At 49.8% G+C, this 24243-nt stretch carries 46 protein-coding genes; 2 read left to right on the forward strand and 44 right to left on the reverse strand.

Annotated features, from left to right (window positions below; genetic code table 11):
* The first annotated feature begins 12 nt into the window (after positions 1-12).
* Positions 13-348, forward strand: a complete 336-nt coding sequence (locus PA598K_RS06910) for a hypothetical protein (protein WP_128656228.1) — start codon at positions 13-15, stop codon at positions 346-348.
* A gap of 32 nt (positions 349-380) precedes the next feature.
* On the opposite strand, the gene PA598K_RS06915 is transcribed toward PA598K_RS06910, so the two are convergent.
* From PA598K_RS06915 to PA598K_RS07100, 39 genes are all read right to left on the reverse strand, one after another.
* The gene (locus tag PA598K_RS06915) at positions 381-584 is read right to left on the reverse strand and encodes a hypothetical protein (RefSeq protein ID WP_128656229.1); all 204 of its coding nucleotides are present in this window, start codon (positions 582-584) and stop codon (positions 381-383) included.
* Positions 585-642: 58 nt separating this feature from the next.
* Positions 643-1122, reverse strand: a complete 480-nt coding sequence (locus PA598K_RS06920; protein ID WP_307719870.1) for an ArpU family phage packaging/lysis transcriptional regulator — start codon at positions 1120-1122, stop codon at positions 643-645.
* Positions 1123-1247: 125 nt separating this feature from the next.
* Positions 1248-1697, reverse strand: coding sequence for a hypothetical protein (locus PA598K_RS06925; protein WP_128656230.1), 450 nt, complete (start codon positions 1695-1697; stop codon positions 1248-1250).
* Between the two features lie 51 nt (positions 1698-1748).
* The gene (locus tag PA598K_RS06930) at positions 1749-2003 is read right to left on the reverse strand and encodes a hypothetical protein (RefSeq protein WP_128656231.1); all 255 of its coding nucleotides are present in this window, start codon (positions 2001-2003) and stop codon (positions 1749-1751) included.
* A gap of 13 nt (positions 2004-2016) precedes the next feature.
* The gene (locus PA598K_RS06935) at positions 2017-2316 is read right to left on the reverse strand and encodes a hypothetical protein (protein ID WP_128656232.1); all 300 of its coding nucleotides are present in this window, start codon (positions 2314-2316) and stop codon (positions 2017-2019) included.
* A gap of 233 nt (positions 2317-2549) precedes the next feature.
* Complete coding sequence (locus PA598K_RS06940; protein WP_128656233.1) at positions 2550-3137, reverse strand: hypothetical protein; 588 nt, start codon at positions 3135-3137, stop codon at positions 2550-2552.
* Between the two features lie 25 nt (positions 3138-3162).
* Positions 3163-3420, reverse strand: coding sequence for a LexA family protein (locus PA598K_RS06945; RefSeq protein WP_128656234.1), 258 nt, complete (start codon positions 3418-3420; stop codon positions 3163-3165).
* 9 nt (positions 3421-3429) lie between these two features.
* Complete coding sequence (dnaN, locus tag PA598K_RS06950) at positions 3430-4527, reverse strand: DNA polymerase III subunit beta (protein WP_128656235.1); 1098 nt, start codon at positions 4525-4527, stop codon at positions 3430-3432.
* The gene (locus PA598K_RS06955; protein WP_128656236.1) at positions 4524-4940 is read right to left on the reverse strand and encodes a hypothetical protein; all 417 of its coding nucleotides are present in this window, start codon (positions 4938-4940) and stop codon (positions 4524-4526) included. Before PA598K_RS06955 ends, dnaN begins: the two co-directional genes overlap by 4 nt.
* 77 nt (positions 4941-5017) lie before the next feature.
* On the reverse strand, positions 5018-5665 hold the full coding sequence (locus tag PA598K_RS06960; RefSeq protein ID WP_128656237.1) for a hypothetical protein: 648 nt from the start codon (positions 5663-5665) through the stop codon (positions 5018-5020).
* Positions 5662-6090, reverse strand: coding sequence for a YopX family protein (locus tag PA598K_RS06965; protein ID WP_128656238.1), 429 nt, complete (start codon positions 6088-6090; stop codon positions 5662-5664). Before PA598K_RS06965 ends, PA598K_RS06960 begins: the two co-directional genes overlap by 4 nt.
* Positions 6077-6469, reverse strand: a complete 393-nt coding sequence (locus tag PA598K_RS06970) for a hypothetical protein (protein ID WP_128656239.1) — start codon at positions 6467-6469, stop codon at positions 6077-6079. The genes PA598K_RS06965 and PA598K_RS06970 overlap by 14 nt, the downstream gene beginning before the upstream one ends.
* Positions 6466-6723, reverse strand: coding sequence for a hypothetical protein (locus PA598K_RS06975; RefSeq protein ID WP_128656240.1), 258 nt, complete (start codon positions 6721-6723; stop codon positions 6466-6468). Before PA598K_RS06975 ends, PA598K_RS06970 begins: the two co-directional genes overlap by 4 nt.
* Complete coding sequence (locus PA598K_RS35980) at positions 6720-6896, reverse strand: hypothetical protein (protein WP_185601647.1); 177 nt, start codon at positions 6894-6896, stop codon at positions 6720-6722. Before PA598K_RS35980 ends, PA598K_RS06975 begins: the two co-directional genes overlap by 4 nt.
* A gap of 17 nt (positions 6897-6913) precedes the next feature.
* Complete coding sequence (locus PA598K_RS06980; protein WP_128656241.1) at positions 6914-7168, reverse strand: hypothetical protein; 255 nt, start codon at positions 7166-7168, stop codon at positions 6914-6916.
* 6 nt (positions 7169-7174) lie between these two features.
* Entirely contained in the window at positions 7175-7561 is a 387-nt protein-coding gene (locus tag PA598K_RS06985) for an HNH endonuclease (RefSeq protein ID WP_128656242.1), read from the reverse strand.
* Positions 7545-8033, reverse strand: a complete 489-nt coding sequence (locus PA598K_RS06990) for a hypothetical protein (protein ID WP_128656243.1) — start codon at positions 8031-8033, stop codon at positions 7545-7547. Before PA598K_RS06990 ends, PA598K_RS06985 begins: the two co-directional genes overlap by 17 nt.
* Positions 8014-8943 carry a hypothetical protein gene (locus PA598K_RS06995; RefSeq protein WP_128656244.1) on the reverse strand — a complete coding sequence of 310 codons (930 nt, stop codon included), beginning with the start codon at positions 8941-8943 and terminating at the stop codon, positions 8014-8016. The genes PA598K_RS06990 and PA598K_RS06995 overlap by 20 nt, the downstream gene beginning before the upstream one ends.
* On the reverse strand, positions 8936-9241 hold the full coding sequence (locus tag PA598K_RS07000; protein WP_128656245.1) for a hypothetical protein: 306 nt from the start codon (positions 9239-9241) through the stop codon (positions 8936-8938). Before PA598K_RS07000 ends, PA598K_RS06995 begins: the two co-directional genes overlap by 8 nt.
* 69 nt (positions 9242-9310) lie before the next feature.
* Positions 9311-9694 carry a spore protein H gene (locus PA598K_RS35985; protein ID WP_185601649.1) on the reverse strand — a complete coding sequence of 128 codons (384 nt, stop codon included), beginning with the start codon at positions 9692-9694 and terminating at the stop codon, positions 9311-9313.
* A gap of 183 nt (positions 9695-9877) precedes the next feature.
* Positions 9878-10336 (reverse strand): hypothetical protein, encoded by a 459-nt coding sequence (locus tag PA598K_RS07010; protein ID WP_128656246.1) that lies wholly within the window; start codon positions 10334-10336, stop codon positions 9878-9880.
* Entirely contained in the window at positions 10329-10964 is a 636-nt protein-coding gene (locus PA598K_RS07015) for a hypothetical protein (protein WP_128656247.1), read from the reverse strand. Before PA598K_RS07015 ends, PA598K_RS07010 begins: the two co-directional genes overlap by 8 nt.
* A 390-nt stretch (positions 10965-11354) precedes the next feature.
* Positions 11355-11588, reverse strand: coding sequence for a hypothetical protein (locus tag PA598K_RS07020; protein ID WP_128656248.1), 234 nt, complete (start codon positions 11586-11588; stop codon positions 11355-11357).
* An 18-nt stretch (positions 11589-11606) separates the two neighbouring features.
* Positions 11607-11882 (reverse strand): hypothetical protein, encoded by a 276-nt coding sequence (locus PA598K_RS07025; RefSeq protein ID WP_128656249.1) that lies wholly within the window; start codon positions 11880-11882, stop codon positions 11607-11609.
* 13 nt (positions 11883-11895) lie between these two features.
* Entirely contained in the window at positions 11896-12291 is a 396-nt protein-coding gene (locus PA598K_RS07030) for a hypothetical protein (protein ID WP_128656250.1), read from the reverse strand.
* A gap of 2 nt (positions 12292-12293) precedes the next feature.
* Positions 12294-12524 carry a hypothetical protein gene (locus PA598K_RS07035; RefSeq protein ID WP_128656251.1) on the reverse strand — a complete coding sequence of 77 codons (231 nt, stop codon included), beginning with the start codon at positions 12522-12524 and terminating at the stop codon, positions 12294-12296.
* Positions 12521-13828: a replicative DNA helicase gene (locus tag PA598K_RS07040; RefSeq protein WP_185601651.1), complete on the reverse strand. Its 1308-nt coding sequence runs from the start codon at positions 13826-13828 to the stop codon at positions 12521-12523. Before PA598K_RS07040 ends, PA598K_RS07035 begins: the two co-directional genes overlap by 4 nt.
* A 269-nt stretch (positions 13829-14097) precedes the next feature.
* Entirely contained in the window at positions 14098-14985 is an 888-nt protein-coding gene (locus PA598K_RS07050; protein ID WP_128656254.1) for a replication protein, read from the reverse strand.
* Positions 14986-14996: 11 nt separating this feature from the next.
* Positions 14997-15662, reverse strand: a complete 666-nt coding sequence (locus PA598K_RS07055; RefSeq protein WP_128656255.1) for a hypothetical protein — start codon at positions 15660-15662, stop codon at positions 14997-14999.
* A 311-nt stretch (positions 15663-15973) separates the two neighbouring features.
* Complete coding sequence (locus PA598K_RS07065) at positions 15974-16450, reverse strand: hypothetical protein (protein WP_128656257.1); 477 nt, start codon at positions 16448-16450, stop codon at positions 15974-15976.
* A 34-nt stretch (positions 16451-16484) separates the two neighbouring features.
* Positions 16485-17465, reverse strand: a complete 981-nt coding sequence (locus PA598K_RS07070; RefSeq protein WP_260405301.1) for a recombinase RecT — start codon at positions 17463-17465, stop codon at positions 16485-16487.
* Positions 17465-18337: a YqaJ viral recombinase family nuclease gene (locus PA598K_RS07075; RefSeq protein WP_128656258.1), complete on the reverse strand. Its 873-nt coding sequence runs from the start codon at positions 18335-18337 to the stop codon at positions 17465-17467. Before PA598K_RS07075 ends, PA598K_RS07070 begins: the two co-directional genes overlap by 1 nt.
* Entirely contained in the window at positions 18324-18491 is a 168-nt protein-coding gene (locus PA598K_RS35990; protein ID WP_185601653.1) for a hypothetical protein, read from the reverse strand. Before PA598K_RS35990 ends, PA598K_RS07075 begins: the two co-directional genes overlap by 14 nt.
* Before the next feature lie 204 nt (positions 18492-18695).
* The gene (locus tag PA598K_RS07080; protein ID WP_128656259.1) at positions 18696-19007 is read right to left on the reverse strand and encodes a hypothetical protein; all 312 of its coding nucleotides are present in this window, start codon (positions 19005-19007) and stop codon (positions 18696-18698) included.
* A 77-nt stretch (positions 19008-19084) separates the two neighbouring features.
* Positions 19085-19333, reverse strand: a complete 249-nt coding sequence (locus tag PA598K_RS07085; RefSeq protein ID WP_128656260.1) for a hypothetical protein — start codon at positions 19331-19333, stop codon at positions 19085-19087.
* A 332-nt stretch (positions 19334-19665) separates the two neighbouring features.
* On the reverse strand, positions 19666-19821 hold the full coding sequence (locus PA598K_RS35995) for a hypothetical protein (RefSeq protein ID WP_185601655.1): 156 nt from the start codon (positions 19819-19821) through the stop codon (positions 19666-19668).
* Positions 19814-20188, reverse strand: coding sequence for a type II toxin-antitoxin system PemK/MazF family toxin (locus PA598K_RS07090; RefSeq protein ID WP_128656261.1), 375 nt, complete (start codon positions 20186-20188; stop codon positions 19814-19816). Before PA598K_RS07090 ends, PA598K_RS35995 begins: the two co-directional genes overlap by 8 nt.
* Positions 20185-20799 carry a sigma-70 family RNA polymerase sigma factor gene (locus tag PA598K_RS07095; RefSeq protein WP_128656262.1) on the reverse strand — a complete coding sequence of 205 codons (615 nt, stop codon included), beginning with the start codon at positions 20797-20799 and terminating at the stop codon, positions 20185-20187. Before PA598K_RS07095 ends, PA598K_RS07090 begins: the two co-directional genes overlap by 4 nt.
* 13 nt (positions 20800-20812) lie before the next feature.
* Complete coding sequence (locus PA598K_RS07100; RefSeq protein WP_128656263.1) at positions 20813-21064, reverse strand: DUF7667 family protein; 252 nt, start codon at positions 21062-21064, stop codon at positions 20813-20815.
* Positions 21065-21182: 118 nt separating this feature from the next.
* On the opposite strand from PA598K_RS07100, the gene PA598K_RS07105 reads away from it, so the two are divergent.
* A complete protein-coding gene (locus tag PA598K_RS07105; protein ID WP_128656264.1) occupies positions 21183-21770 on the forward strand; it encodes a hypothetical protein in 588 nt (195 codons plus the stop codon).
* Here PA598K_RS07105 and PA598K_RS07110 read toward each other — a convergent pair.
* Genes PA598K_RS07110 through PA598K_RS07125 form a run of 5 tightly spaced genes read right to left on the reverse strand, consistent with a single transcriptional unit; the run spans position 21767 to position 24121 of the window.
* Positions 21767-22231, reverse strand: a complete 465-nt coding sequence (locus tag PA598K_RS07110) for an ORF6C domain-containing protein (RefSeq protein WP_128656447.1) — start codon at positions 22229-22231, stop codon at positions 21767-21769. The two genes, PA598K_RS07105 and PA598K_RS07110, sit on opposite strands and share 4 nt — an antisense overlap.
* Positions 22167-23105, reverse strand: a complete 939-nt coding sequence (locus PA598K_RS07115; RefSeq protein ID WP_128656265.1) for a DUF3102 domain-containing protein — start codon at positions 23103-23105, stop codon at positions 22167-22169. The genes PA598K_RS07110 and PA598K_RS07115 overlap by 65 nt, the downstream gene beginning before the upstream one ends.
* On the reverse strand, positions 23102-23698 hold the full coding sequence (locus PA598K_RS07120; RefSeq protein WP_128656266.1) for a hypothetical protein: 597 nt from the start codon (positions 23696-23698) through the stop codon (positions 23102-23104). Before PA598K_RS07120 ends, PA598K_RS07115 begins: the two co-directional genes overlap by 4 nt.
* Before the next feature lie 12 nt (positions 23699-23710).
* Positions 23711-23881, reverse strand: a complete 171-nt coding sequence (locus PA598K_RS36000) for a hypothetical protein (RefSeq protein WP_185601658.1) — start codon at positions 23879-23881, stop codon at positions 23711-23713.
* A gap of 12 nt (positions 23882-23893) precedes the next feature.
* Positions 23894-24121, reverse strand: coding sequence for a helix-turn-helix domain-containing protein (locus PA598K_RS07125; RefSeq protein ID WP_260405302.1), 228 nt, complete (start codon positions 24119-24121; stop codon positions 23894-23896).
* Positions 24122-24243 lie beyond the last annotated feature (122 nt).

Consider the following 24243-nt stretch of genomic DNA (forward strand, 5'->3'; position numbering starts at 1 on the left):
AAGGATTGGGTTGTGAAGATTGAAAAGATTGAGGAGTTAAAGAAAGAGACCTACAGACCACTCCGGGACATCGTCGATCACCAATGCAGACCCCAAGGGTTTCACGGAATAGCTTCCTATAAATATCCCGAATTAAGTGAAGAAGAACTAGATCGTGTTGACGACTGGTACTGTATCGGATTGCCTTACGCATTAGTGGTCTATCATTATGACGATATCCCATTAGAGACAGACTATAGTTATGCGGAGCTTATGACAAGCAAGAATCCTGTTGCGATCATCAACGCTAAGTCAGAGATGGAGCTCGCAGCAGAAGAAGAAATAGCTCGGAACAGATTACATGCATAGATTTTATCCTAAAACAAAAAAACGACAGCCGTTTAATGGCCGTCGTTTTTTTTGTTGGATCGGAGAGCGATTTCCGCAAGTCTTCTATAAAGTCCGTCGAGTTCTTCTTCTGTGGGCAAGTTCTCAGGCACTATGAGTCCAATTCTCCTTCCTTCCTTGCCCTCGATGTAGTGGGTCACTTTTTCTTTGATGTTTTCGAGAGAATCCACTTCCTTTATATGTTTAGCAGCTTCCAATGCTCTCCCTCCCTCTCCTGAGTGGTGGCTTTACATCTTATTCCGATTCGCTTGTCCATTATGATGATCCATTTACAATCGACTCTATCTGCAAGATGTGCATGTCATCCAAAATGAACGCCAGTCTGTAAAATGCCTTCCACCTTATTTTGATGTAGGTGTCTTTACTAATTGCTGGATTAAAGATTTGTTGATACACCATCCAATCAAAGACATAATCATCTTTCATATATCTTTCTTCTATTAATAGTCTTTCTTTTGGGTGGAGTCGCTTGACAGCTCTATCGATCTTATTACAGTACTCCCGCCGAACTGCTGCTCCATCAACATTATGGATAGCAATATTGGCCGTCTGATCGCTAGTTGTTCCTGTGTAACTTCGAGGCATGTCACTATACGATGCTGTTGTGCTTGCCTCTCGTTCCTCAAGAGTGATTGTTTTGAACATCCGGTACTTTTCTAGAACAGCTTCGACCACAACTTGCGTCCGTTTCTTGTCCAATTCAGGAAGTTCAAACTCCATTTGCTTGTGTCTCACCACATCACCCCTTTGGGGCCGATTGGCCCCCTATCTATTGAAATACCAGATGCTCCACATGACGATTGCCCAGAAGACCAATACCCCGCCGTAAACGGATATGTTTAGCCAGTCTGGACGCCACTTCATACAACGCCATCCATTGGGTCTTGAGCGTCGTCAATGGTCATTTGGTTACGATCCACATCTACCGTGCCATCTGCGTTGATCGCCCCTTTGACGCCCTTCCTGTACTCCTTCTGAGCCTCCCGGAAGTCCTCGACGTCCTCGCCGGTTGCCTCCAACGAAAGCTCGACATCCGTACCCGATACCGCAAAAAATTTGCCGCTGCTTTCCAGTGATGTACCGCCCTTGATCTCGAATTCCAAGGTTGTCTTCTTGTCGTCCCGGTTCAGCTTTTTGAACTCTCCCACGACATGGGCGTCAACACCTTTCAGTCGCAGGACAACGACGCTGCGGTGTAGGTGCTGGAGCTCCGGCATTTCCTCTGCGGTGCCTTTCACGTAGAAGGTCATGGATTCTTTCTTCGAGTCGCGTGTGTGCTTGTTGAAAAGAGCGTTGATAGTGGTTGTCATTTGGGTGTATCCCCTCTCGTTTTTTGGATGATTTATAGCTGATTTCAGACGTTAGTCGGGCATGACCGTCTTGATGTATTCCTCGATGCGTTTGATGTCTTGACGGAGCTCTGAGAGCGTCGTAGCAGTAGATTCTTTAATCTTCATAGTCTTGAAGTGGTTCAGGCAGTGTTGAATTTTGGGGTAGTACCCGAGCGTCTTTGAAATTTCCCGCCCTTTGTTGTCTGTTCCTCCGGTATACTCCTTGATGACGAATTGTCGTTCATCTGATTCGATGAAGATGTTACCTTCAACACGTACCTTCATAGCGATCAACCTTTCAATATCGAATTTTGATGACTTCCGATAATGCTTTTTCCTTGTCCTTCAGCCGCAAAATCTGCTCATTCTTTGCCTTCATTTTGGCGATGAATTTGTCTGTCTCCCGTAAGACCTTGGAGTCGAAGTCGATCCCCAAAAGCCTGTCTAGCGGAGTATGGATGATGTTCTTGATCTCGGTCGGGCCGTTTACGACCCATTGCCTACATGACAGTTGAGCCCATCTTGGGGAGAGATATTTTGTTTTGATGTCCCACACCTCCCAGCATCCACAAAGGCTAAATGGTGGCATGAATCCCATGCGTTCCCCTCCGTTCCCAGAACATTCGTTTGGTTCAATGGGTGCAGATATCCCGCAGATCGCCGGAGACGTCTGCACCCTGTTTATGCGGTTGGGTTTCTTAAAAGATTTCCGATTTATTGACGACACGCTGCAATGCCCGCCATGCTTTCATTCGCCAGATTTCTCGTTTGTTCACGCTGGTAGCTCGTTTCATCCTGAAGACGTAATATCCTAGTTTAATGTAGTCCATATTAGATCACCTTACCGCCGTGTCTTTGTGGACGTGTAGCGTTGTAGGCCATCTTCTCGGCGATTGCTTGCTCCAAGTCGACGTTATGTTTATCTGCCAGCTGCGTGACCGCTAAAACGGCGTATGCCAAGTGACTAATTGGGGCGAGTCTGTCCCCACGTTTGTAGTTGATCCATGATTCTGACAGATCATGATGAATGCCCGTCAACGCCTCTGCAAAGCTCTCTTCCTCGTCAGAAATGTGCATCTGTGAAAATACGTATGATTCCAGGTCGTCCCTCCACTCGTACCGACCAGCGATGTCGAAGATCCGAATGCAGATGTCAGCCAGCTCGGACGGGATGCCGCAGGGCTTGCCCTCACTACCCAACAAGTAAGGTTGTCCGCTAACATACACATCTCCGCCAACAACGTTCTTATGTTCATACCAAACCTCATTGATTCCTTTTCCGTTCCTGTAGTCCTCCAGCGCTTCGCTGACCTCGGAGTGGACCAAGGCAATCAATTCCCCATACGTCCGGTCCTCGTTCCACCAGCCCTTGCTTACGGCGTTCTGGTGCGCTTCCTGTACTAAGTTCCCAATGTTCATGTGTTATCTCCTCCGGGCTCTGCCCTCAAAATGGTAGACCTTTTCTCACCTGTTCGGTTCCAGCTTCCGTTAGTCGAATGGTGCGGAATTCATACTTGACCCACGTTACTAGCCCTCTGTCTCTCAACCTGCTCAGATGGCCGTGTGCAGCGCCTTTTGACTCAATGCCGATGCCTTCCTTGATTTCTTCCGCCGTAGGAGACTTGTTGTGTTCGTCAACAAAAGAGTCGATGAAGCGCAGGACATCCATTTGCCTCTTTGGTACTGTCAATCGGTCTCTCATATTGGCCTCCTATCCCGTCGTCCGGTAAGGCAAGATCAGGTGTAGAGACTCCCTGTCTTGCTCGGGGTAAATGAGTAGCGGCTGCATCGCGGAATTGATGTAGACCTCCACACGTTTGCTGCTGATCGCCTTGAGCGCGTCTATGAAGTATTTGGCGTTGAGAGACAACTTGACACCTTCCCCTTTGTAGAGCGCTGGCAGCGTCTCTGACATGTTGGCCCCCTCGTCTTGGGCACTGATAGTCAGCTCGTCGTCAGCAACCGATAGCTTGATGATGAGCGTCTTACCGTCAGCCACTTTAGCTCCGAGCTCGACGGCGTTCAGCAGCTCCTCACGCCCGACGATGATGTGATGCTCACCGCCACTCGGTACGATCTTTGATGTATCCGGGTACGTCCCATCCAGGAGCCGCAAGGAGTAACTGTAGTCCCCTGCTGTAACATAGGCTCGGCTGTCTCTGATCACTAAATCGATTCCATCCACCTTGCCTTTTGCGGCGGCTTTGGCGACCTCCAGTAGGGATTTAGCTGGGATCGTCCGGTTGATATGCTCTTTGATGTCCTCCAGCTTTATCGACTGCCTCGCCATCCTGTGCCGGTCTGTGGCTGTGATGTTGAGGACGCCATGTAAGAGGTAGTAATTGATGCCCGTCAGTTGCGGTGTTTGCTCACTGGTACTGACCGCAATAAATGTTTGCTTGATGCTAAGTACAAAATCTTCTGTCGAGAGCGGTAGTAGTTGCCCGTCCCCTTGGTCAAGCTTCGGGTAGTCCTCCGCATCCAGCGCCGGTAGAGTGACCTTTTTCTTGCCGCAGGTGATAAGCGCTGCCCCATCCTTGACCTCTATCGTCACCTCCTGTTTTGGGAGCTTGGCAACCACTTCTGCGAGCTTATGCGCCGGGATGACAGTTACCCCTGGCACGTCCTCAATGTAGTCTGAGAGCGTCGTTGTGGCGCTGAAATGCATGTCTGTGCCAGTTAGGGTCAGCGTCCCTCTGGCGTCGATCTTGACGCCCTCCAGGATGGGTATAGTCGGACTGTCGTTCACTGCTTTGCAGATATGCGACAGCCGGTCGTGCAGGATGCTTTGTTGGATGGTGATCCTCAATTTGTCCGCCTCCTCATTTGGGGCTGCTGGCCCTTTGTCTTTTTGCGCGTGGTGTTTTCCACGCCATGTAGGTTCATGTACTTGATCACCGTCGAGTACGCGATTCCTGTTTCTTGCACGATCATATTGATCGTCATGCGATTATGCATGGCTGCTGTCAGATACTCTGCGGTTAGGATGTCGGCTGCGTCCAACCTTTTGCGGCGCTCGCCTGTCTGGATCTCATGACCGACGTTAGTTTCGTACACAACCGGCTCCGGCTTAATGCCGCGTTCCTCTGCTGTTGGGATAAGGTGCGTCAGACCAGATTCATGGAGCGCCATCTCTTCGTCTGTGAGCCAATACTGAGCAATCCCGCTGACAAAAGGCTCGTGCTTTTTATGGTTCGGACTCGGCCTATGCTCGTGAAACATTTTACAATCACCTCCTCGAATGAGAATGTATGTTTGGTTTTTAGGCAGTGCTTGCCCGTAGCCGACCGAGTGAGCGGCTAAAACAATGTAGCTTGCGCCTTCTTTGCAGCTTCGCGCTTCTTCTTCCGGGCCTTGGCCTCTTTCTTATTTTCCTTCGCAACTTCTGGATGAAGAATATTATGGATGACTTCTTGTTGGTATATTGGGTAGTCTTCAATAGCTTTGCCGCCCCTGACTCTCCACAAGGCTTCTGAGATACGAGCCAAGACATAGGCGTCAGCAATATTAAAGGTGGGTGGTGCATCTCCCCAATGGTCGCTTACAGCTACTTGGACGCGTGTTTTAACTTCCTCTCCCTCCAACCTTCTCTTCTTTCCCGGTCGGTCTGGATCTTGCTCCCATTCTTCTACCGCTACAAACTTTTTCAATTGATTTGGTGTAGCTACCTCAAAACCTCCAACCTTCCTATCTGTTGCGAGTCTTGCCGCCCAGTTGTGACCGCTACTAACTTTGTTAGTGTCGTGCTGGGCTTCCATCGCGAACCCTTCGATACAGACAACATCATTGGGCACTAAGAAGCGGAAAACATTGTTAAGGTTGTCGTTGATCCGAGTTGTTGATGTTTCTCCTTTGGCTTTAGTTTCAAGCCATCCGATCAATTTCCCATCCTCACCAATAGCTACAATACCTGTGGCTGTTGCCGGATCGATTCCGACGAACCTCATGTCTCTACCCTCCCCTCCTGGTCCCAGCGGTTGCCGATGACCCTAACCCCATCGTCATTAGCCAGCACCAGGTACAGCCAATACTCCTTATCACTGTCCTTTTCATCCACTACCACATATGCCGCTGCCTCGTCGTCCCACTCTACATATCCGGTTTGGATGCCGTTATCAGTACCATCGTGGTTGAATGTGACGAATTGCAGTTTGTCGCCCCGGTAGATAAGCGTCTCATCGTATGTGATGCGCCCGGTGTATTGCCCTACTGTTTCGGGATGAACCTGGACGGAGAAAGGGCGTTCTTTCCAGTGTTGAACCTGTATCGCCTTACCCGTATATCCCTTACCTAAAGTGTCGATGGTATGCAAGTGACCGTACAGCCACTCGCCGTTGTCAATCCGCTTGCCTCTGAACCTAATCTCTCTCATGGTTATCCTCCCCCAGACCCTCTACGGCCTTAGCGATTTCGGTCGACTCGATGGCCTTTGGCCAAAGAATTACCTCGGTTCCATGTTGCTCAGCGGTGTCTGTGCAAGCTTGGCAAACTATCTTATTTCCTTTGCTAGTGAAAGCAAGGTTGAACTTTTCACCATCAACAAACTTAGTGCGGCATATTTCGCAACCCTTCACCGCGCCTCGTAACTCTCTGAATCGCTGAGTGTATTTGAGGTAATAGCGGCAAATCTTTGTTACCACTGTCCGGTGAACCTCCACTCGTTCATGCACCCAGCCTTTGCTTTGCGGCAACGACGCCTCCGATTCGACCGCATGACCCAGCGTAGCGGCAGCCGTATCCCTGTTTGTCATTGGGTGTCCTCCAGTCCGGCCAGTGCAAACAGTGTATTTTTAGTTTCCGGCCAAACCGAGTCATTGCTATAGTCTTTCATGGCCATTTTGTATAACAGCACCTTCTTGGCTACTTCTTCGGGGGATTCAAGCACGGTGTGGCTCAAGTCTCCAACGTACACCGCCGTATGCTGTCCTTCCACGTAAACCGAGTTGATATTCTCTGGAGCAAGGTAGATTGGCGTTTTATATTTTTTGTCTGTCAATTTGATCATGCCTGGTTATCCTCCCTCACATCGAACTCTCCCAATTCAATCCTTGCAATGACGTCACGGATTGCCGTCTCGCGACCCATATAAAACCGATCCTTCTCCTGGAATTTCCTTTTCCCGCATGAAACCTCTTCTTTCTCCAGACACTCCAACAGCCTTTTTTTATCGAGTTTCAATCTGGTTATCCTCCCTCCTAATCTTCCCAGCCAGCGATGCAAGGGAACTCCGGGCAATCGGCGACCAACTGCCGCAATGTCATATCCCCGACTTCTTCCCATTCAAGCTTTGTGTCGAGCGGATACTCGCTTACGTGGTAGTCGGTCCGCTCGTCCTCGTGCAGGTTAATTTCTGCGTAATACCACGCTGCCAATTCCTCGTCCGTGCCGTGTCCGACAACGATATCCACCCGATCTGGCCCGATGGCCACTGCTCTCAATTGGTCTGTCATGATTGGTTATCCTCCCTTAGTGCCCTCAGGGGGCGTGTCGTTGCCTTGCCGCTCGAACCAGAATGTCACGGGTGCCCCCGTCTCCTGCACCAGCCCGTAACGCTTGGCTACGATGTATTGATTGTGGTAGAGGTTCAGGCTGTTCACAAATGCGGCGATCTTTTCGCGAAACTGCTCTACGGTCAGTGGACCTTTCTGTCGGTTGCAGCTCGCGCATGCCGGGACTTTGTTGGCTTCGGTGTCGTTTTCCGGGTTTAAGCAGGTGTTCGTCCACCAGTTGCGCCGGATGGCCTCCACATGATCGGCATGCCATCCTCTCTCTGCCAGGACGCTGCCGCAGTAGTAGCAGCGCCCTCCGGTGCGGTCGTAGATGGCTTTACGTTTGGGATGCATTGGGCACCAATCCCCTCGCCATGCATTCGGCGCATTCCCCGTATTCCTCATTGGTGTATGTCCGCTCGCCGCAGTTCCCGCACATATGCTTGTGGCAGCTATCGCATCTCCACTTCTTGCGACTTTCGGCGCTGTTCATCTCGATCCATCTTTCATAGGTGAGTGGGTCCATTCCATCGCCTGTTCCCATTGTTTCACTTCCGCAGTGGATGCAGGTGCCGGTTACCCAATCATCATCCTCATACCGCAGTTCGTCTTCTGAGGCATCGACCTCAATTTTTGGTCCACCCCAGAAAATTGCCTCTGCAACGATTCGGTAATCAGACGAATTGAGCAATTGTTGCTCGTTCGCCTCTTGCGACGAAGTTGCGTCTTCTTGTTCCATCAGATCGGCGATACCAAGCTCATGAGCTGCGTCCAGGAATTTCTTGATAAGGGTTGCTTCATGCTGGTTATTGACGATAATCCGCATTGCTATCCTCTCCCTTCGGTGCTGGCTGGGGAATTGGTATCGGCATGTATAGGCTGATTTCCTCGCTGAGCAAAGGCGCTGCGTCGTCCGCAAACCAAGATCCGTCTGAGATGCGCCATCCAAACCCAACGTTATGCCCATCGCTCACCAGATACCGCGACTCTTCGTCAGGTGCCTGATTAATGGGTTTCCAATCTTCGCACAGCTTTCGGGTGTCTGGCTGCTTTGTTTGATGAGGTAGGGAGGACTCCTCCAGCACGTTGCGACACTGTGAGGCTATAACGTCGCTGTCTGTGCTGTCTGCCAACTCCTCGATGTATGACCGCAGCCGCTCGATCTCCTTGGCTTGCCCGTACCCGTGCATCACGGCGTTGTCCCTTACCGCTGCATAGTGTGAGGCTTTGTCTCGCAGGACTTCGATAGCTTCGTCCTTTTCTGCGATGTCGGCCTTGAGGCGTCTTATCTCGTCCTGTGCCTTATACAAGGACTGTTGGGCGGTGTAAAGCTCCTCGACCCCTTTGTTACCGCTGATCAGCTCCTTGAGATGCTGGACCTCTGTCACCAGGAGCTCGCATTCGGCGTTCGCTGCCGTCAAGTCATCCCTCAGTTCGGCCCGCTCACCCTTCAGCCGCTGGATAGCCTTATCCGACTCACCAACCGCTAGGCATAACGTATGCTCAACACTTTTCAGCCGCTTGATCTCTGCATCCCGATCTGCCAGGAGTGTTTGGCTCCCGGCCTGTTGCTCCTTTAAGTTGACGACAAGGTCTAATACAAACTCAGAACTGACTGGGATCGTGGGCTCGACACCGTCCTTCTCAAGGTAGAACATGTTGTTCTGGACGATCAGCGCCGTATCTCCGCCGAACAATACTCGCATCGATGGATTATTGCTGTTGTAATTACTCATGGGCTCCTCCTTGTACCGTGATGGCCATGACATACGGCCTGCCGCCCGGACCGTACATCATCGCTTCAGCCACATATTTCAAATGTGCATGGTGATCCTCGTACATTTTGTCTCGTGCAGGGATGATCATTGTGGTGCTGTACATAGGATCATTTTCGACGTCCGCGTCTGGATGCTGCTGCTTTAAGTAAAACTGCGATACCATAGGCAATTCTTCGCGTTTGCAGATTTCAATGATCTGCTTCATGAGCGGCGCAATCTGCTCATCGTAGATAGATTCTTTATCGTACTTACTCATAAAACCTCCCCGGCCCTATACGGCCTCGCTTCGCTTAGTATTTCGGACGTCTCGATGGCCTGACGGCCGTTACGCACCCTTTGGCAGCTTACCCTTCAACAGCAGTTGGTGGTCGGTCTGTCCAGATCTAGCGTCTTGCAAAATGCGTACGGCTGTCCTGGCTATTACCGAGTCAAAAGCAAATGTCATATCGCTGTACTGTCGAGCGTTTGGATTGTCTTCATCCGCTGACTGGCAGCCTTCCCGATTCAATTGGTGTTGAAAGCTCTCTTCTGGACACCATTTCAAGCCGCCCCAGCCAATCCAATCAGTATTAGAGCACGACACCTCTTCGATTTCACCGAGCTCTTTCTTGTTCTCCCAGCAATATTCATCAAATTGGATCCGCCATGGCTTGTATGAATCGCCGAACATCATCGTTAACCCATCGTTGAATTTGATCTGGACTATCACTCCGCATCGCCTCCCCAAAGTAAATTTGCCACCTGATTGATCCGATCCCAATTCTGCACTGCTCTCCAGCCCCGGTCGGGGTGGTAGTATTCGACGTCCGCCCACCGCCGCCCGTTGCCGCTCAGCCGGAATCGGCTTGCTCTGTACTCCCTGCCGTCTATGGTGACGGTGGGTAGGATGTCGTCAATCGTGAGCTGCACCGTTATCCCCTCCCCGGGGGTCTAGGGTGGCTATAAGGGCGGCTTGGCAGGCTGTAAGCGGCAATTTATCTCCGTGGGCAACGTATTTGTTTGCCTTGACGATGACCCGGTACATCATCTCTTTCTCCGATATGACGCTATGCATTTTTGTGATTTGGTAGCCGTCAAACTTCTCCAGCATCTCGATTGCTGCGGTTATCGATCCGGTATAGTCCGGCACATCCGCAACGACCATGTTATGAAAATCAAATTCATCCATCGACATCTCCCAAAACGTGACGCCCTTGCGCTTCGGCTGCTCTGGAGCAAATTGGACGAAGACGTATTTGTCGTTACCCGATCCGCGATGATGACCCCATGCCTTGTTGCCCATCAACCGCGTGTGGATGTAGATGTTGGCTTGCCTGCTTGGCTTAAGAGCCAGGATCTGATCTCTATTCACTCGCTTTCCCTCCCTCTATGGTGGATAGGAGGCGATCCCTCTCGTCCGTGCCGACCTCTTCCCAGTTTCGCGTCTCCTGATCCGTCCACATTTCATTCGGGTATTCGTTGATTAAATAGTTTATTGTGCTTATCGCGTCTTTCAGTGCTTCCTTCATGGCGGTGTTCTGGGTTTCGAGCCTTTCCAACTCCTGCCTCAACTCCGCCTTTTGACTATGCAGCTTTTCATTTTCGCGCATCAGGTCGCCTGATCTTTTCTCTTGCTTGAGATAGTTTTTGTCGGCGTTGTCCCATGCCTTTATCCAGTGGTCAACCCTTGCCGCCAATTCCTCGCCCGTCTTGTGGCTCGCCTTAATCACCATCTCTTGGTCCGTGACTTGACGTTGTAACTGCTCTACCGTCTCCAGTAGGTGGGCCAGATACTCAGGAGCATTGGCGATGAGGTGGGCGTCTGCTTCGCTCGATTCATTGTCCTCTTTATCGCACATGTCTGCTATCCATCGTGCTACGTGCAGGCCGTTTTCGTATCGATATCCTTTTGTGATGTGGATGTCTCCCAAATTTGTCACTCCCCACGGCCCCGGCGTTGCCGCTGCCAGCGCCTCCCGGATCTCCTGTAGCTTATCCACCGTGTGCACCTCCTGTACGTTTGATGTGTTCCCATGCGGCGTCGTAGCCCAAGATCAAGGCACTGAACAGCCTGTGGTGACGGTTGTCTAGCTCGTGATCTGTATGCAGATGGTCCACGACGGCTTGTAGCTCGTCTAGCTCTGTGTCCGTTAGCCTGTCTGGTCCGGTTACTTTTTCTGTGGTGGCTGATTCGTTCATCCTCTTGTCTCCCCTCCAAACGCCTTTTCCGTGCACTCTTTTGAGCAAATCGGTGGTTCTATCGGCAGCCCCATGCAACCACACATGTAACCCGAGCAGCACATTTCAGGCTCGTAATCAGGTACGTCCACTCCACAGACGATGCAAGGTGTCTCTCCCGTATCTGGTTGGTTCATTGGTTTTATCTCCCCTCAGACCTCGTGCACGCTAATTTCATTCATCTCAAATCCCACGTGAACACGTTCAGTGCTTTCTTTCAGCGTCATGTCCTCGTAGTCAATGTTGAACGCCTTGCCTGAGAATCCAATCTGTTCAGCTCCGCCGAAATACAGGATTTCATCGACCATGACCAGCATTTCACCTTTTGCAACTTCGATCAGGAAGCGTTGCTCTGGCGTCAGTTTGATTTTGATTTCGTTATGCATTGTCCATTCCCCCTATCTTCAGTACGCCTTGTTCCACGCTCTCACGGCGTCTGTGGCGGCTTTTGCGAGGTCCCAGCCTGCATCTACCCTCCACCAGTAGACAGACCGTTTAATGCCCTTCTGGATGGCTTTGGCGCAGTATTCCATTTCCTCTTCCGACCGTTCTGGTTTCTGTTTCGGTCTGGTTGTGATTGCTTTTTCTCGCTCCCATCCGCGCCGGTCTCGGGTGTAGAGCAGATTTTCTGATACGCCGTGTTCTGCTGCTCGTTGGTAGTCCTCTCTTGTGATTTTCAACCCGTTCCCTCCCCTAGATTTTTTCGAGGTTTCCGTTCCTCTCTTGTCGGAATGTCGTCTGCTGTCGCCCCTTAGCGTAGAAGACGTATATGCCGTCCTCCTTGGCCTCATACAGCCATGTGATCGGCTTGCCCGGGATATGAATCTCGCAATCCTCCACGAAGCTCACAACGCGTCCCTCGCCGTTTGCGTTGAAGTCAAAGGCGTCGACGTTGGCGTCTGGATGACTGGTTGAAATGCCGATTCGATTGTCCTCAGTATCGTAATAAAGGAAGTATTTCGCACTGGCGTTGTGTTGAAGGAGATTTTTCAGGCCTTGGCTGAGATACATCCGACCATCAACGCCGATTGTGATGGACACTCCTTTCGTTCGGTTATCTCGTTTGCTGATGAGTTGCAATTTGCCCATGCTCATTCCTCCACGATTCCCATTTTGATATATGCCGGGCGGCTTCCCGGCGATGCTTCCAGATATGAGCGGACGCGGTATTCCTCGATCATCTCAGCCAGCGCTTGGTATTTTGGCAGCAGCTCCGCCTTCTCGGTTTCGTTGGTCAGCGGGCTGTCGATCCTTTTGGCCCCCTTGACCAGATTGGCGAGCGCTGCTTCGTATTTCTCCTCGCTGGTGATGCGGGGCTTCATTTCTGGCTCTGGTCGATCTCGGCGAACTTACCGATATTTTTGAGGAATGCCATTTCCACCACGCCTGTTCCCACGTTCCGGCCTTTCGCTAAGATGATTTCGACGATGTTCTTTTTCTCAGATTCCTTGTCGTAGTAGTCATCTCGGTACAGGAATGTGATAATGTCGGCGTCCTGCTCAATTGCTCCTGACTCGCCCAAATCACTCATCATTGGCCGTTTGTCTTGACGCTTCTCTACGTCACGGCTCAGTTGCGCCAAGGCTACGACGGTTACGTTATACACCCGAGCGATTGATTTAAGCTGCTTCGAGATGTAGTTAACTTCTTCTCGCCTAGAGTCGAACCGCCGCCCCCCGCCGATCAACTGGAGGTAATCAACATAAACGATCATTTTGGGATGAACCTTGATCATCTTTTTGACCTCTTTACGGATGTGCTGGATGGTCATGCCTGGCGTGTCGTCAATGTAAATCGGCAGTTGCTCAAGTTGTGTTCGAGCGAAACTGTACCTATCCCAGTCAGAGTCGTCGAACATTCCTGTTCGCATTTTGCTATTGTCAAGATTCGCAAGAGCGCATATCGCCCGTTCTGTTATTTGGAGGTCAGGCATTTCACCAGAGAAGATGACTGACGCCGCACCGTCCTGTGCTGCTGCCAACGCATCGCATATCATGCAGGCCGTCTTTCCCATGCTTGGTCGAGCTGCGATGACTTCAAGGTCGGTCGGCTGATGGCCTCCCGTGATGCGATTTAAGTCCTTACTGAGTGTTCGGGTCCCTGTGACACCCTTCTTCTTCTTCCGCTCCCTCAGGAGCTCTACATGGCCTTCCAAAGCGCCACCCATCCGCCGCAGACCACCGCCAAGGGATTTGTTTGCGAGTTCGACCAATTCTTCCAGCTTGGCTTGGCCCTTGGCGAGTTTGCCTTTAATGTCGCCATCACCGGTGTAGACCTCGCGCACCATCGCCTGCATTTCCTGAGCCGTCCGACGCTCGATGTAAGCCTCGCGGACGACCGATTGATGATAGTCAAAGTTGATGGTGGTTATGACTGTGCCTCGAAGTTCCAGGAGGTATGCGGGACCACCTATCTTGTCGACATCTTTCCCAGCCTCCCTACAGATGCTCGTAAGATCTACCGGGATGTTATCTGCGTGAAGGTGTTGAAGGAATTTCATAATCAGCCGATGTCGATCATCACCGAACTCTTCCGGGGACAGAAAGCATGAGTCCATCAACTCCGGGCTTTTGATTATCGATCCAAGAACCTCCGTCTCAGCTCCGTAAGAGTTATCAATCTCCAATGATGCCACCCCCGCGCAGGCGCTCTAGGATATGAGGCGGGCAATCTATTGCGTCTCGTTCCCACGCCTCCAGCCGGTCCATCCTTTCTGATGTATGGAGCCGCAATTGGTTCGGATCCGATTTGTCGAGCCGGATAAGGTCAGAAGCTTTCGGCTCCATCCGTGACGTCCTCAGATGCTCCCAAAGGTTTTGTGCTGCCGTCTCGAATGTGATGTCCTTCATCAACCGGCACCAAAGGGCTTTCTTCTCGTCTGTGATTTCGAAGTTCTTATGTTCGGTTCGGATTATCGAGAAGAGCTTGAGGACTTCCGATTCTTTCACGCTCCTCGGCCTCCTTCATCATGCGTTGTAGTTCGCTCATGTCGCTGCTGAATTTCTTCGATCCCTTCTCCAACCCCTCCGGGTCAACTACCGGGTAATCCTCCCACCGTGAGTTATTGAGATACGTCGAAGGATGTGGGATGTACCTTGCTTCGGTTTTTAGTAACTTGCAGGTCTCCGCATAATTTTGTGTATTGGCTATAACGGTATCTGGACTGAATGATTGCATCTTGCAGAGTTTGTTCCATGCTTTGATTGCTGATGCCTTACTTACCTTTCTTGGATAGCATGAATAGAACTCATTAAAACACTGCTCCTTTTCTTTATTAATTTCTTTAAGATCTTTTTCTTTATATGGGGCTCGGATCTGATACCCCAAAGTAATCACTTGGGGGCTCAGATCTGATACCTCTGGAGGGTTCGGATCTGATACCTCGGATTTATCTTGAGGTATCGAATCTGATACCCCAAAATCCGAAAACAAGTCATGTTCACCGCTCATGTCGTCACCTCGTTTTTCGATGGCCCATTGCTCGTAGTCTTTATTGAAGGAAAGTTTTCTTGCTGCGGCATTCGTAGCCTCTTTTGTCACCTGGAGGACGTTGGCCTTAATGAGAAGACCAACCTCCCGTTTAACCGTGCTCGTCGCCAGTCTCGTTGTTTGTTGCAGGAAGGATATTGAAAAATCATGATCCTTCCTGCTGTATCCGTAGGTCAGCCGCCAAACTTTGATGATGATCTGTAGTTGAGAGGCGTTGAATTTGTATTGACAGATTTCGTCTAATATTTCATTGGCGAGTGGCGCGAAACCATTCTCCTTCTGCGGTCTTGCCATACCACCTCACCCTATTTTGGTTGATGTTCGTTCACGCGCTCGATGATCGATTGGGCGGGAGTATAAAAGTCCGCCCCATCCTTAAGGTGCTTGCCGAAAGTGACTTGTAAAAAGTCGGCAATGTCCGACTCCAATTGATCGAGGCGGCTTCGTGAGACTTCCACCTTGTAGCCATTGACCAGCGCTCGCATAAGTTGCGTACTGCGAGTTCCACTTAATAGCCAGTTTACGAGTTGTTTATCCTTAACTCGTTTACCGACCATGTTTTCCAGAATGCAGTAGTCGGACTGGCCTTCCGCTCGTTTTCGTTCAATCTCCTTGATCACGAATTCCGGCAGCGGCTCACGGAGATTTTCTAATTGGTCCTGGAGCTTTTTAATCGTCCGCCCATGCTCCGCAATGTCTCCCAAGGCGCTGAAGTACAGCATGTTTGTCTCGTCCCGATCAAAAACGATAGCGCGGTACTCTTCTTCGGTGTAAGTCGGTGTTGACGGAAGTACTTCACAGTCGATGTCCTGGATAATCATGCCGATTGCAGGTCCATTCTCGGTGATCTGATATCCGGTGACAGGATAGCCCCGATCAGTGCGAGTCGCCACTTTTCGAGCCTCAACCACCGTTCCGGCCTGAAGGACCTGTTGCCGGAATCCCTTGCTGTTTAGGATCTTGATTCTCACCTGACATTCTCCTTTCGGCTAAAGACTTTCTGTATCTGATGCCTTCCGGCGTTTCGTCTAGCCAGTCGTGGCATTTGGTGCAGAGATGCAGCAGATCTTTGACGGTTGTTTTATGTTTCAGTTGCCTACGACCGATAATGTGCGCCCTCTCGACCGCTCTGGCACGTTTGCAGAGCTCACAGACGTATCCAGAGCGAGCCTTAAGCTCTTTGTCCACCTTGGCGCTTATCTCACCTAACTGGCGCTGTGTGGGCTTCACGCGGACCGACTTGCCGGGCTTAGGGGCGGGGTTAAAGTCTCCGACTGGCATATTAACCGCCTCTGTTTGGTTCAGGGCACTCCCAGTCGTAATCGTCGAACTTGATTGTCTCGCACGTGATAACGGTCCCTTTATGAATCTCAATGTTCATGTTGAATTGCATCCCTCTCTCGTAAGCGTAAATCTTGAAGTCGAGGTTGTATTTCTTTGACAAATCAGCGAGTGGTCCGGGATCGATACCCCAAGCCGCTTGGAAGTCTTCTAGGACTAACACGTTACCTTCATCGAGATACCAAGAGATCGATTTTTGATCAATAAAATTGCGATGAGTTTCTTCAATGTAAAATCCAAAAGCCCCCTCTGTGCTGATTTCCAAGCTATAATCAGTTTCCTTAACCTTCTTTGGCGGCTGTTTCCCTCCAAAAGCAGCAGGGAGTCCAGATACTGGTGTCAATCCCTCCAACAAAAATCGTTTCAAGTCTTCCTTCTCGCCGCGAACCTTCAATGTTCCCACACACCAATTTGGCATCTATAGAACCTCTTCTCTTTTGAAATTTACTTTCTTATTTAGTCACGTCGCCGCTTGTGTCGTTAGGGTCAATTGCTGTGGTGCCTTCGTCGTCTGGTTCCCCGTCATCACCCATCACCTTGTACTCGACATCAAAGACGTTATCCGATTCGATGCCGCTGGTGTTCTGGCGAACCTTAACTACCGACTCGTCAGTGGTCAATTTCTCTTGAACCTCGATGCTGATTGGCATGAATTTCGACATTTCTTTGATGCAGGTTTTAAGCGCCATGGAATCGAAGTGGTCTTTCCATGGGCCTGTAAGTTGTCCATTGTATTTCGACTTCGAGAAGCGATTAGCGTGTTCCAAGGCCTGTTCTTTGGTCATTGTAGTGAAATCAAAGGAGCCATCTTTTAAGTGATAGGAAGAATAGTAGCGAACCGGCTTACCTTGACTCTGAGGATTTCTCTCTCTGATGTCGTTGATAGCTTGTAGAACCATGGCATCTAAGTAAGAGTCGACTTCTTTAGGAATGTACTTTTCCAAAAGGGGGAGCATATCGAATGTGATGTGAACCATCCTTCTGTCTTCGCCTTTGACGTAGACGAAAATATCATTCTCATAAACCGTCTCTGCGTTGATTTTAGAAACTTCTCCAGTCCGACGAATCAGGTCAATTTGACCTTTGTAGCCAATCTGGAATTGACATTCCATCTGATTGGTTTTGTTGTTTCGGAAGGGCACAAGGTACGCATGACCGATAAGATTCGGCTCCAGACCGAGAGTTGCGCAATTCATGACAGCCCCTACGATGGTTTCAGGCGTGCATTCTGCAAGCTTGGGCGTCCGGCTGATGGCAGTGAGTGTGATCCGCGCCAGACGCTCCGGCGTCATGTGCTTTGGGACCAAGGATTTGATAGCTTGGAAGTTGACGGCCAACTCATTTTTGATGACCTGGTTGAAGTTCTCTGCCTTGGTCATGGTGCGCTTCGCCAACTGGCCTTTCAGGTCCGATTGATCTACTGTTTTTGTCACTACTCTTCTCCTCCAACCACCCTGAAGGTGCGTGATTTACTTCCAGTCTTCCAGGTGAACCGCAGTTCGCCCTCGTAGTAGGCACGTTCAGCTTCGCCCATGATTCCCTTGATCTGATTCTTAGCGGCTTCCTCTCGCTCCTCGGAAACCTTTTTAAGGCGTCTGGCTTCGAAGAGAGATTGCATGATGGGATATTCAGCTTCGGTCAAGTGGACCCGTTCGGTTTCAACTGACTGCGGGTATTGCCCTTTGAGATAGTCGCTATCTTGATGTGAGAATGCTGGAGGGATCTTTGCGAGAACGTGCCCTTCCCAGAACTCCTTCTCGATGGTGATGAGGTTTTGAATGAGTTCTTCATCCCGTTCGATGACGCGCCACTGAAGGTCCCATCCTCCAATCAGGACGCATATATACCAGCGTTCCTTTCCTGTGACGGCCATGTAGTGATTGCATTGCAGGATGTACTCTGTAGGGGCCTGTGTGCCGCTCCAGTCGTCTCGGCAGTATTCTGAGGTGTTCTTGATTTCGAGTCCGGCGTTCTCACTGCCGACGATTTCGCGGTCGATGTTAGCTAACATGAATGGGTGTTCTGGGTGCTGGAAGATCGCGTTTCGCTTGCGGATTTTGAATCCTGTGTCCTTGGCGAACCACTGAGCAATCGGCTCTTCCAACTCCCGACCAGCCCGCATTCTCGGGTTATCTTCAAGCGGCGGGATTTCTCCCAATTTGTCGAGATATACATTCATCGCTGATTTGTAACGATTCATATTACAGATAGCTGCGACGTCCGATCCTCCGATACCCAAGCGTCGCATTTGCAGCCATTCGTCGTGGCTCATTTTGCGTGTATCAGCTAACCTAATCGGCTTCATTGGATTCCTCCGGCACATCGATTTTGATTAGGACTTTCCTGTACCCATGCCCCAAGCTATCAATGGTGTATTCCTTGTCGCCGTTGATTTCGATATCCACTTCCAAGTCCATCGGATAATCCAGAAGCTCGTTAATCAGATCCTTGACTGTCATCGAATCCCTCCTCTTCCGCCCAAGCTGGCGGATAAAATGGGTCTCTCCTTACGCGGGCTTCACGTCTCGCCCTCTCAGCTGCCTCGTAGCGGTCGATGCGCTCTTGCTCCCTGTAGTCCTCCATCTCATCTTCTGATGGCTTGCGGAACGGCAGCTCACGCCACAGAGGACGCGAGAACCGATCCAGATTAGGCTCGTCAGGCATTAGCCCCGCCCCGCATACCGGGATGGCCGAGTGTCGTGATAGACTCGCTGTGGGCCATTGCCGTTATAGAAGGCCACGAAAAACTTGTTAGCCTTCCGAGCAATCCATCTCCGATCACTGCGACCGCAAAGATGGTTGTATTTGCGTTTGATTTCAGCCGACACCTGCGAGAGCCCCAGCGACCGTTTGAAGGGGTCATAAGGCACTTTGTCGCGCTTCGGGCGCTTGAACAGTTTGTTGGCCTTCATGAAGGCGAAGTCCCGAGCCTTACCTGCTTGAACCGCGATACGGAATGCTTGTTTTTTATCCATGGATGATTCCTCCGTTAATTTGTGATATGATGATGTCGATTCGTTTCACATGGACCACTCTGGCGGGAGTGGTCTTTTTAGATGGCTTCGAGTTCTGCCTTCAGCGCTTCGAGTTCAGTTTCGATGATTGGCTTCAATCCTTCACACGCCTCGATGCGCTCTTTGCTGTCGAAGATGTTTGTAGCCTTTGATTCCCCATAGAAGATGACGACAGTTTTGATGCCATCTGGATTCTCCAAGATTGCCTCCAAGGATTGAATCCGATTTTGGAGTTTTTGCGCCCGGTGCAGTTCCGCTTGTTTGTACTCGATCTCTTCTGGTTTCATGTTTTTCCCTCCAATTTCGCATTTTGATTAAGCCGTTCCCCCATGCGTTTTAAGAAGCACTTCGTACTACAGAATGCTTGCCCACCAATCTTCCAATCACCTACTTTGATCTTCCCGCTACAGGTACTGATCGCGCATTCCGTTTGCTTCGTATCCACCGTTTTCACCTCCTTCAAGGGCGTTTTTAGCTGATTTTGGCAAAAAAAATAATGTGCGCCGATAAATCGCATACGCTTGATCGATTGTCAGTCCCATATATTGTGCGGCCCCAGGATAGCTCAGGAGGTCGTTCCGCTCGTCTCCTCCGCACAGTACATCCAGCATTGCCGGGGTCATTGCATACGGGCCTGGGAGCGAGTCAGCAGGGCGTAATTGCGGTGATACTGGCGACGGGCGAACTCTGCAATGTTGTAACGGCGACGGGTGATCATATAGGATTCGAACTGCGAAGAGTAGATGCAGTTTGCTCGGTACTGATCGTTATCCATCTCGTTTTCCGCCTCTCACTGTGAACTCGATCAATCCGAGACTGATCTGTATCGCCCGATCTACCTGCTCCATGCGGTAGTCCGAGAGTTTACCAATGTATCGACCGAGGCGCTTTTGGGACACCGTGCGGATCTGCTCCAACATGACCGCTGACGGTGCAGGCAGGCCGCATTCGTTCGGCTTAATCAAAACATGAGTGTGCATATACCGCCGTGTCTCATAGCTGATCGCCGCGACAATAGTCGTTGGGGACCGATCATTCCCGATGTCATTCTGGATCACCAGCACCGGGCGTTTGCCGCGCTGCTCGCTGCCTTTGGCGTCGTCGAAGTCCGCCATGTAGATTTCTCCGCGCTGGACTTTCATATAGCCGCTGCTCCTTTCATAATCGAAATGTATTGCTTGCCGATCTTTTGCAGCGCCCTTGAAACTGTAGGCTGCGACAATCCGAGTCGATGTGATATGTCTGACTGGCTCACTCCTCGCAGCCTCAATTTGATGATCTGGCTCTGAATCCGAGGGAGGTCGTCGATAAAGGCGTCAACATGGAGCTGTGTGTCGTCATCCTCGCTCCACACATCTTGCTCAGAGGTGAATTTGACGTCGATCATGGACAGGGCATTGATCGCCAGCGCCACGGTGCATCCCATGATGTCAGCTATCCGTTCGGGGCTCTCGTCGGTTAAATGATCCCGAATGAGTTTGCTTGCCAGTTCTCTAACCGACCGGCTGTAATGGATAGGCTGTGTGTCCCGGATATACCGGATCATGTAGCCTCTGATCGTCGGCACGGCGTAGGTCGAGAAGGACAATCCCCTGCACTCCTCGAAGTGTCTCACGGCTCTCAGGAGGCCCATACAGCCGACTTGAAACATATCCTCCTCCTCGATGTTGCGGTATCTCATGATGGGCCTATAGCGTCTCATGCACGACCAAACGAGGCGGAAATAGTCTTGTATGTTGCTCTCGCAAGGCATATCGTTGCTCCCTTCAGATAAGTTGGGTCTCAATCGCCTCTATCTTCGCGCAGATGTCGTGTTGCCACTCGATGTCGCCGATAGTTGCTGCATAAAAGCTAAGTTGCTTGTAGGAGTCGAGCTTCACGACAGTATCCGCGTTCACGATGAGGCAGTGATACAGGTCCCGTTGCTCTTGGTCGCTCAATTTATCGAGCCCTCCGAGTTGTCTGGACTTGCTTATCAATCCTGCCATCCGTCTGTGTACTGCGTGGATACCGATCATGTGGGGCCTCCTCACAAAAAATCACTTTATGTCGAATGGATTTCCAGTTAAACTTGAGATGCTTATATCTTCCATTCGAGATAGGGGGTGTACAAAAATAGAAAAGATAAACATCAGCATGACGCAGTTTCTTGATTTCTCACTTAAATCAAATGGGCCTAGTAAAGTAAAATCGGTTAGAGACATTAAGTACAGTGAGTACAACCCTGCAACCGATTATTGGAAAGCTTTGAGGGAAGCTATTCCACTGTTTCATGAAGAGAAAATGAAGATTGATTACTTGCATGACTTGATTGGAAAGGTCAATGACAAAAAGAAAACAAACTACTTGGAAGCTATAACTTCCTATGAAAAATTCTTGAAACGTAAAGAAGAAAAGTGGTTTGATCCAGGAAAATCTTTTTGGTCATTCGGTAGTCTTTCCGTTAAATCTTCACCTGAGGTAGGATTGTTTTTGAAAGGCGAACCTCATTTGATCAAGCTGTACTTCAACAAAGAAAAAATCGATAAACGTCGAGCTAAGAATGCATTGGCACTTCTAGCAACATCAACAACGAATGGAAGTGTAAATGAAGCGAAATATTCGATTTTGGATGTTAGGAAAGGTAAGTTGCATTTAGCGACAAGTGATCATTTAGAAACTGATGTAATCCTTGCTCTTGAAGCTGAAGCGACTCAATTCATTCACATCTGGAATAGTGTTTAGGGAGCAAGCTCTCCCATGATCTGAGCGCAGGTGCAACAAATGTACGATCCGTCATCCAATTCCAGGGTGGCGGTTTTTTCTTCGCAGAGGATGCATTCTTTTGGAGTCTCAACAGGTTCCTTCGGTTGCCACGCGTCAATGAAGTGAATCGCCGCTGTGAAGTGAATCTCCAAAAGGTCATCAATGCTGCCGATGTTAAACTTTTCCTTCAGATCGCCGTAAATCTGGTTGAAGATTGGTCGGTAACCCTTCTTGTAACTCTGGGAGCCAACCTCTCCCAAGATAGAAACCGCCTTTGTTTTGGACTGTCGCCGGATCGCCTTACGTTCGGTTTTGTTGATCGTCATGCGATTGATATAGGACGTGATTTGCAAGTCCTTCCGTTCTACCTCTGCCTCAAGTTTCGCAATCCGCATCAATAACGAGTCTTTGTCGTCCAGCAGCAATTCGAGTTGTTGCATGCTCCTTCACCTCCAGATTGGTTTGCATTACTTCCTCCCACTTGCTGCGCTGCTGTCGGATCGTCTCATCGAGTTCCTGCCAAAAAATCTCGGCCGTGTCGATAGCCTCTTTATGATCACTGATCGACCGAAAGTGCATCAGAGCTGCCGACAGATCCACTGTGACGTAAGCTGTCGTCTTGTTCAGACTCTCCTTCATCTTTCGGAGGTCGTGACTTCGCTTTTCCATCGCTCTATTGCGCTCAAGCAGCTCGTCTTCGAGCTTCTGGATGCTGATCGATAATCGGGCGTTCTCGGCGCTCAGTTCCTGTAGCTTCGCATTGTCCGCTGCTGTGGGAGCCTTCTTCTTCTTCAATTCCTCGATCTGTGATAAGAGCCTTTCCTGCTGTTCGGAGTGCTGGTTGATCGATAGTTGCCGAGCCGTCTCAGCTTCCTTGGCGCGGCGTTCAGCTTCCGTTCTGGCTTGTTCGGCTTCCTTGAGAGACTTCTTTACCTCCCGAAGTTCCTTCACTGTCATCTCGTCAACGGTCTTTGTTTCGCCTGTCGACGGGACTTTGTGAGGCTGCTCGATGAACTCTTGGCGGTCAACCGATTCAGGTAGGGAGAGCATTTCGAAAATCTTCCCTGTCGGCAAATCGGTAGATGTCTGCCGATTTCCGAATTGTTCATAGGCTTGAATGAACGCCCTCGCAGTCCTAGCATTAATGTCTACTGAATCCAGCCACAATTCCCATTGCCCATGTGCTAGGTCGTTGTCTTTCACATGCTTCAGACGCTTACCGATTTCGAAAACCGACTGCCCAGCTATTTGTTTAAAACTGTTAATCTCGGCTACAATGACATTCAGGTCATTTGATAAATCCAGTTGATTCACTGGGTGCCTCCCTTCCTTTTTGTGACCACTCGATCAATAACATCCCATCTCTCAAGTAGCTTTCTGTATTTACCTATCTCCACAGGGATCTTCAAAACTTTCAATTCAACAGGCAGTTTCTTGGAATCCACTATGAAATGCTTGTTTGTAGTGTCCAGTCCACAAAAGATGACGACGTCACAGGTCTTTGAATGGTCTTTGTAATAGTGATCGCCAACCTTAACAAAGTAATCATTGCCTTCTCGAACGTCCCCTTCACTTCGAGGCGAGAATTGAAAGACCCAACTGCCATCATCTTTTAATTCGGATGTGTATACCTGAACTCTACAAACCCTCTCGACTAGGAAATTGACTCGTGAAACGCCGCTTTTTTCCCTCCGGTCGCGAAAGCTATACCCTCTCGCACCAAGGGAGTTTTTTACGCTCAAATGACCGTCGATATAGGCGTTTCCTCTAGCTTTGATACCCAGACTCCTTCTTCTTTTTGCAACCGTGGATCTATCTAAACCGTATTTAGAAGCAATATCTCTATCGCTCAGTCCGTTTACAACGTACTCTCGGTATATATCCTTCGCTGCTATTTTTGTTTTCAATTAGTCACCTCCTCAACAAGCGGATACAATCAAAGCTTTAGCTTCTTCAGCAGGAACGCCAATCTTGTTTGATGCAAATATCGCCATCTGAGATAATGTTGCATCCGTACCCAAAGATTCTCTAGCCATTTCCAACAATGCTTTTCCTAATAGGACGCGATACCTTGCGGTTGACTTATCCATAAAACACCTGCCTTAATCGAAGTAACCTGCGCGTCTCATCAAATCCTCAAAATCAACATCCAGTGCGTTCGCTAATGCTTTCAATGTTTGGGGCTTAGGCGTCAATCTAAGGCCGCATTCAATTCTTGAAACTTGTGCAGCACTGATTTCTGCCGCCTCAGCCAATTGGCTGATATTCATCTCTTTTTTTTGTCTGCACTCCCTGATGTATGATCCAAAATCTGCTGTTTTAGGTGACAATCGAATACCTCCCTTCGCAATTTTCCTTGTGGTAAATTTGCCCCGTGGGAAAAATATACTACAAGTTTGCCACATGGTAAAACCCTGAAAACCGTCTTATTTGGCCGGATTCAACCGAATTT

The organism is Paenibacillus sp. 598K (genome assembly GCF_003851045.1).
Taxonomy (GTDB): Bacteria; Bacillota; Bacilli; order Paenibacillales; family Paenibacillaceae; genus Paenibacillus_D.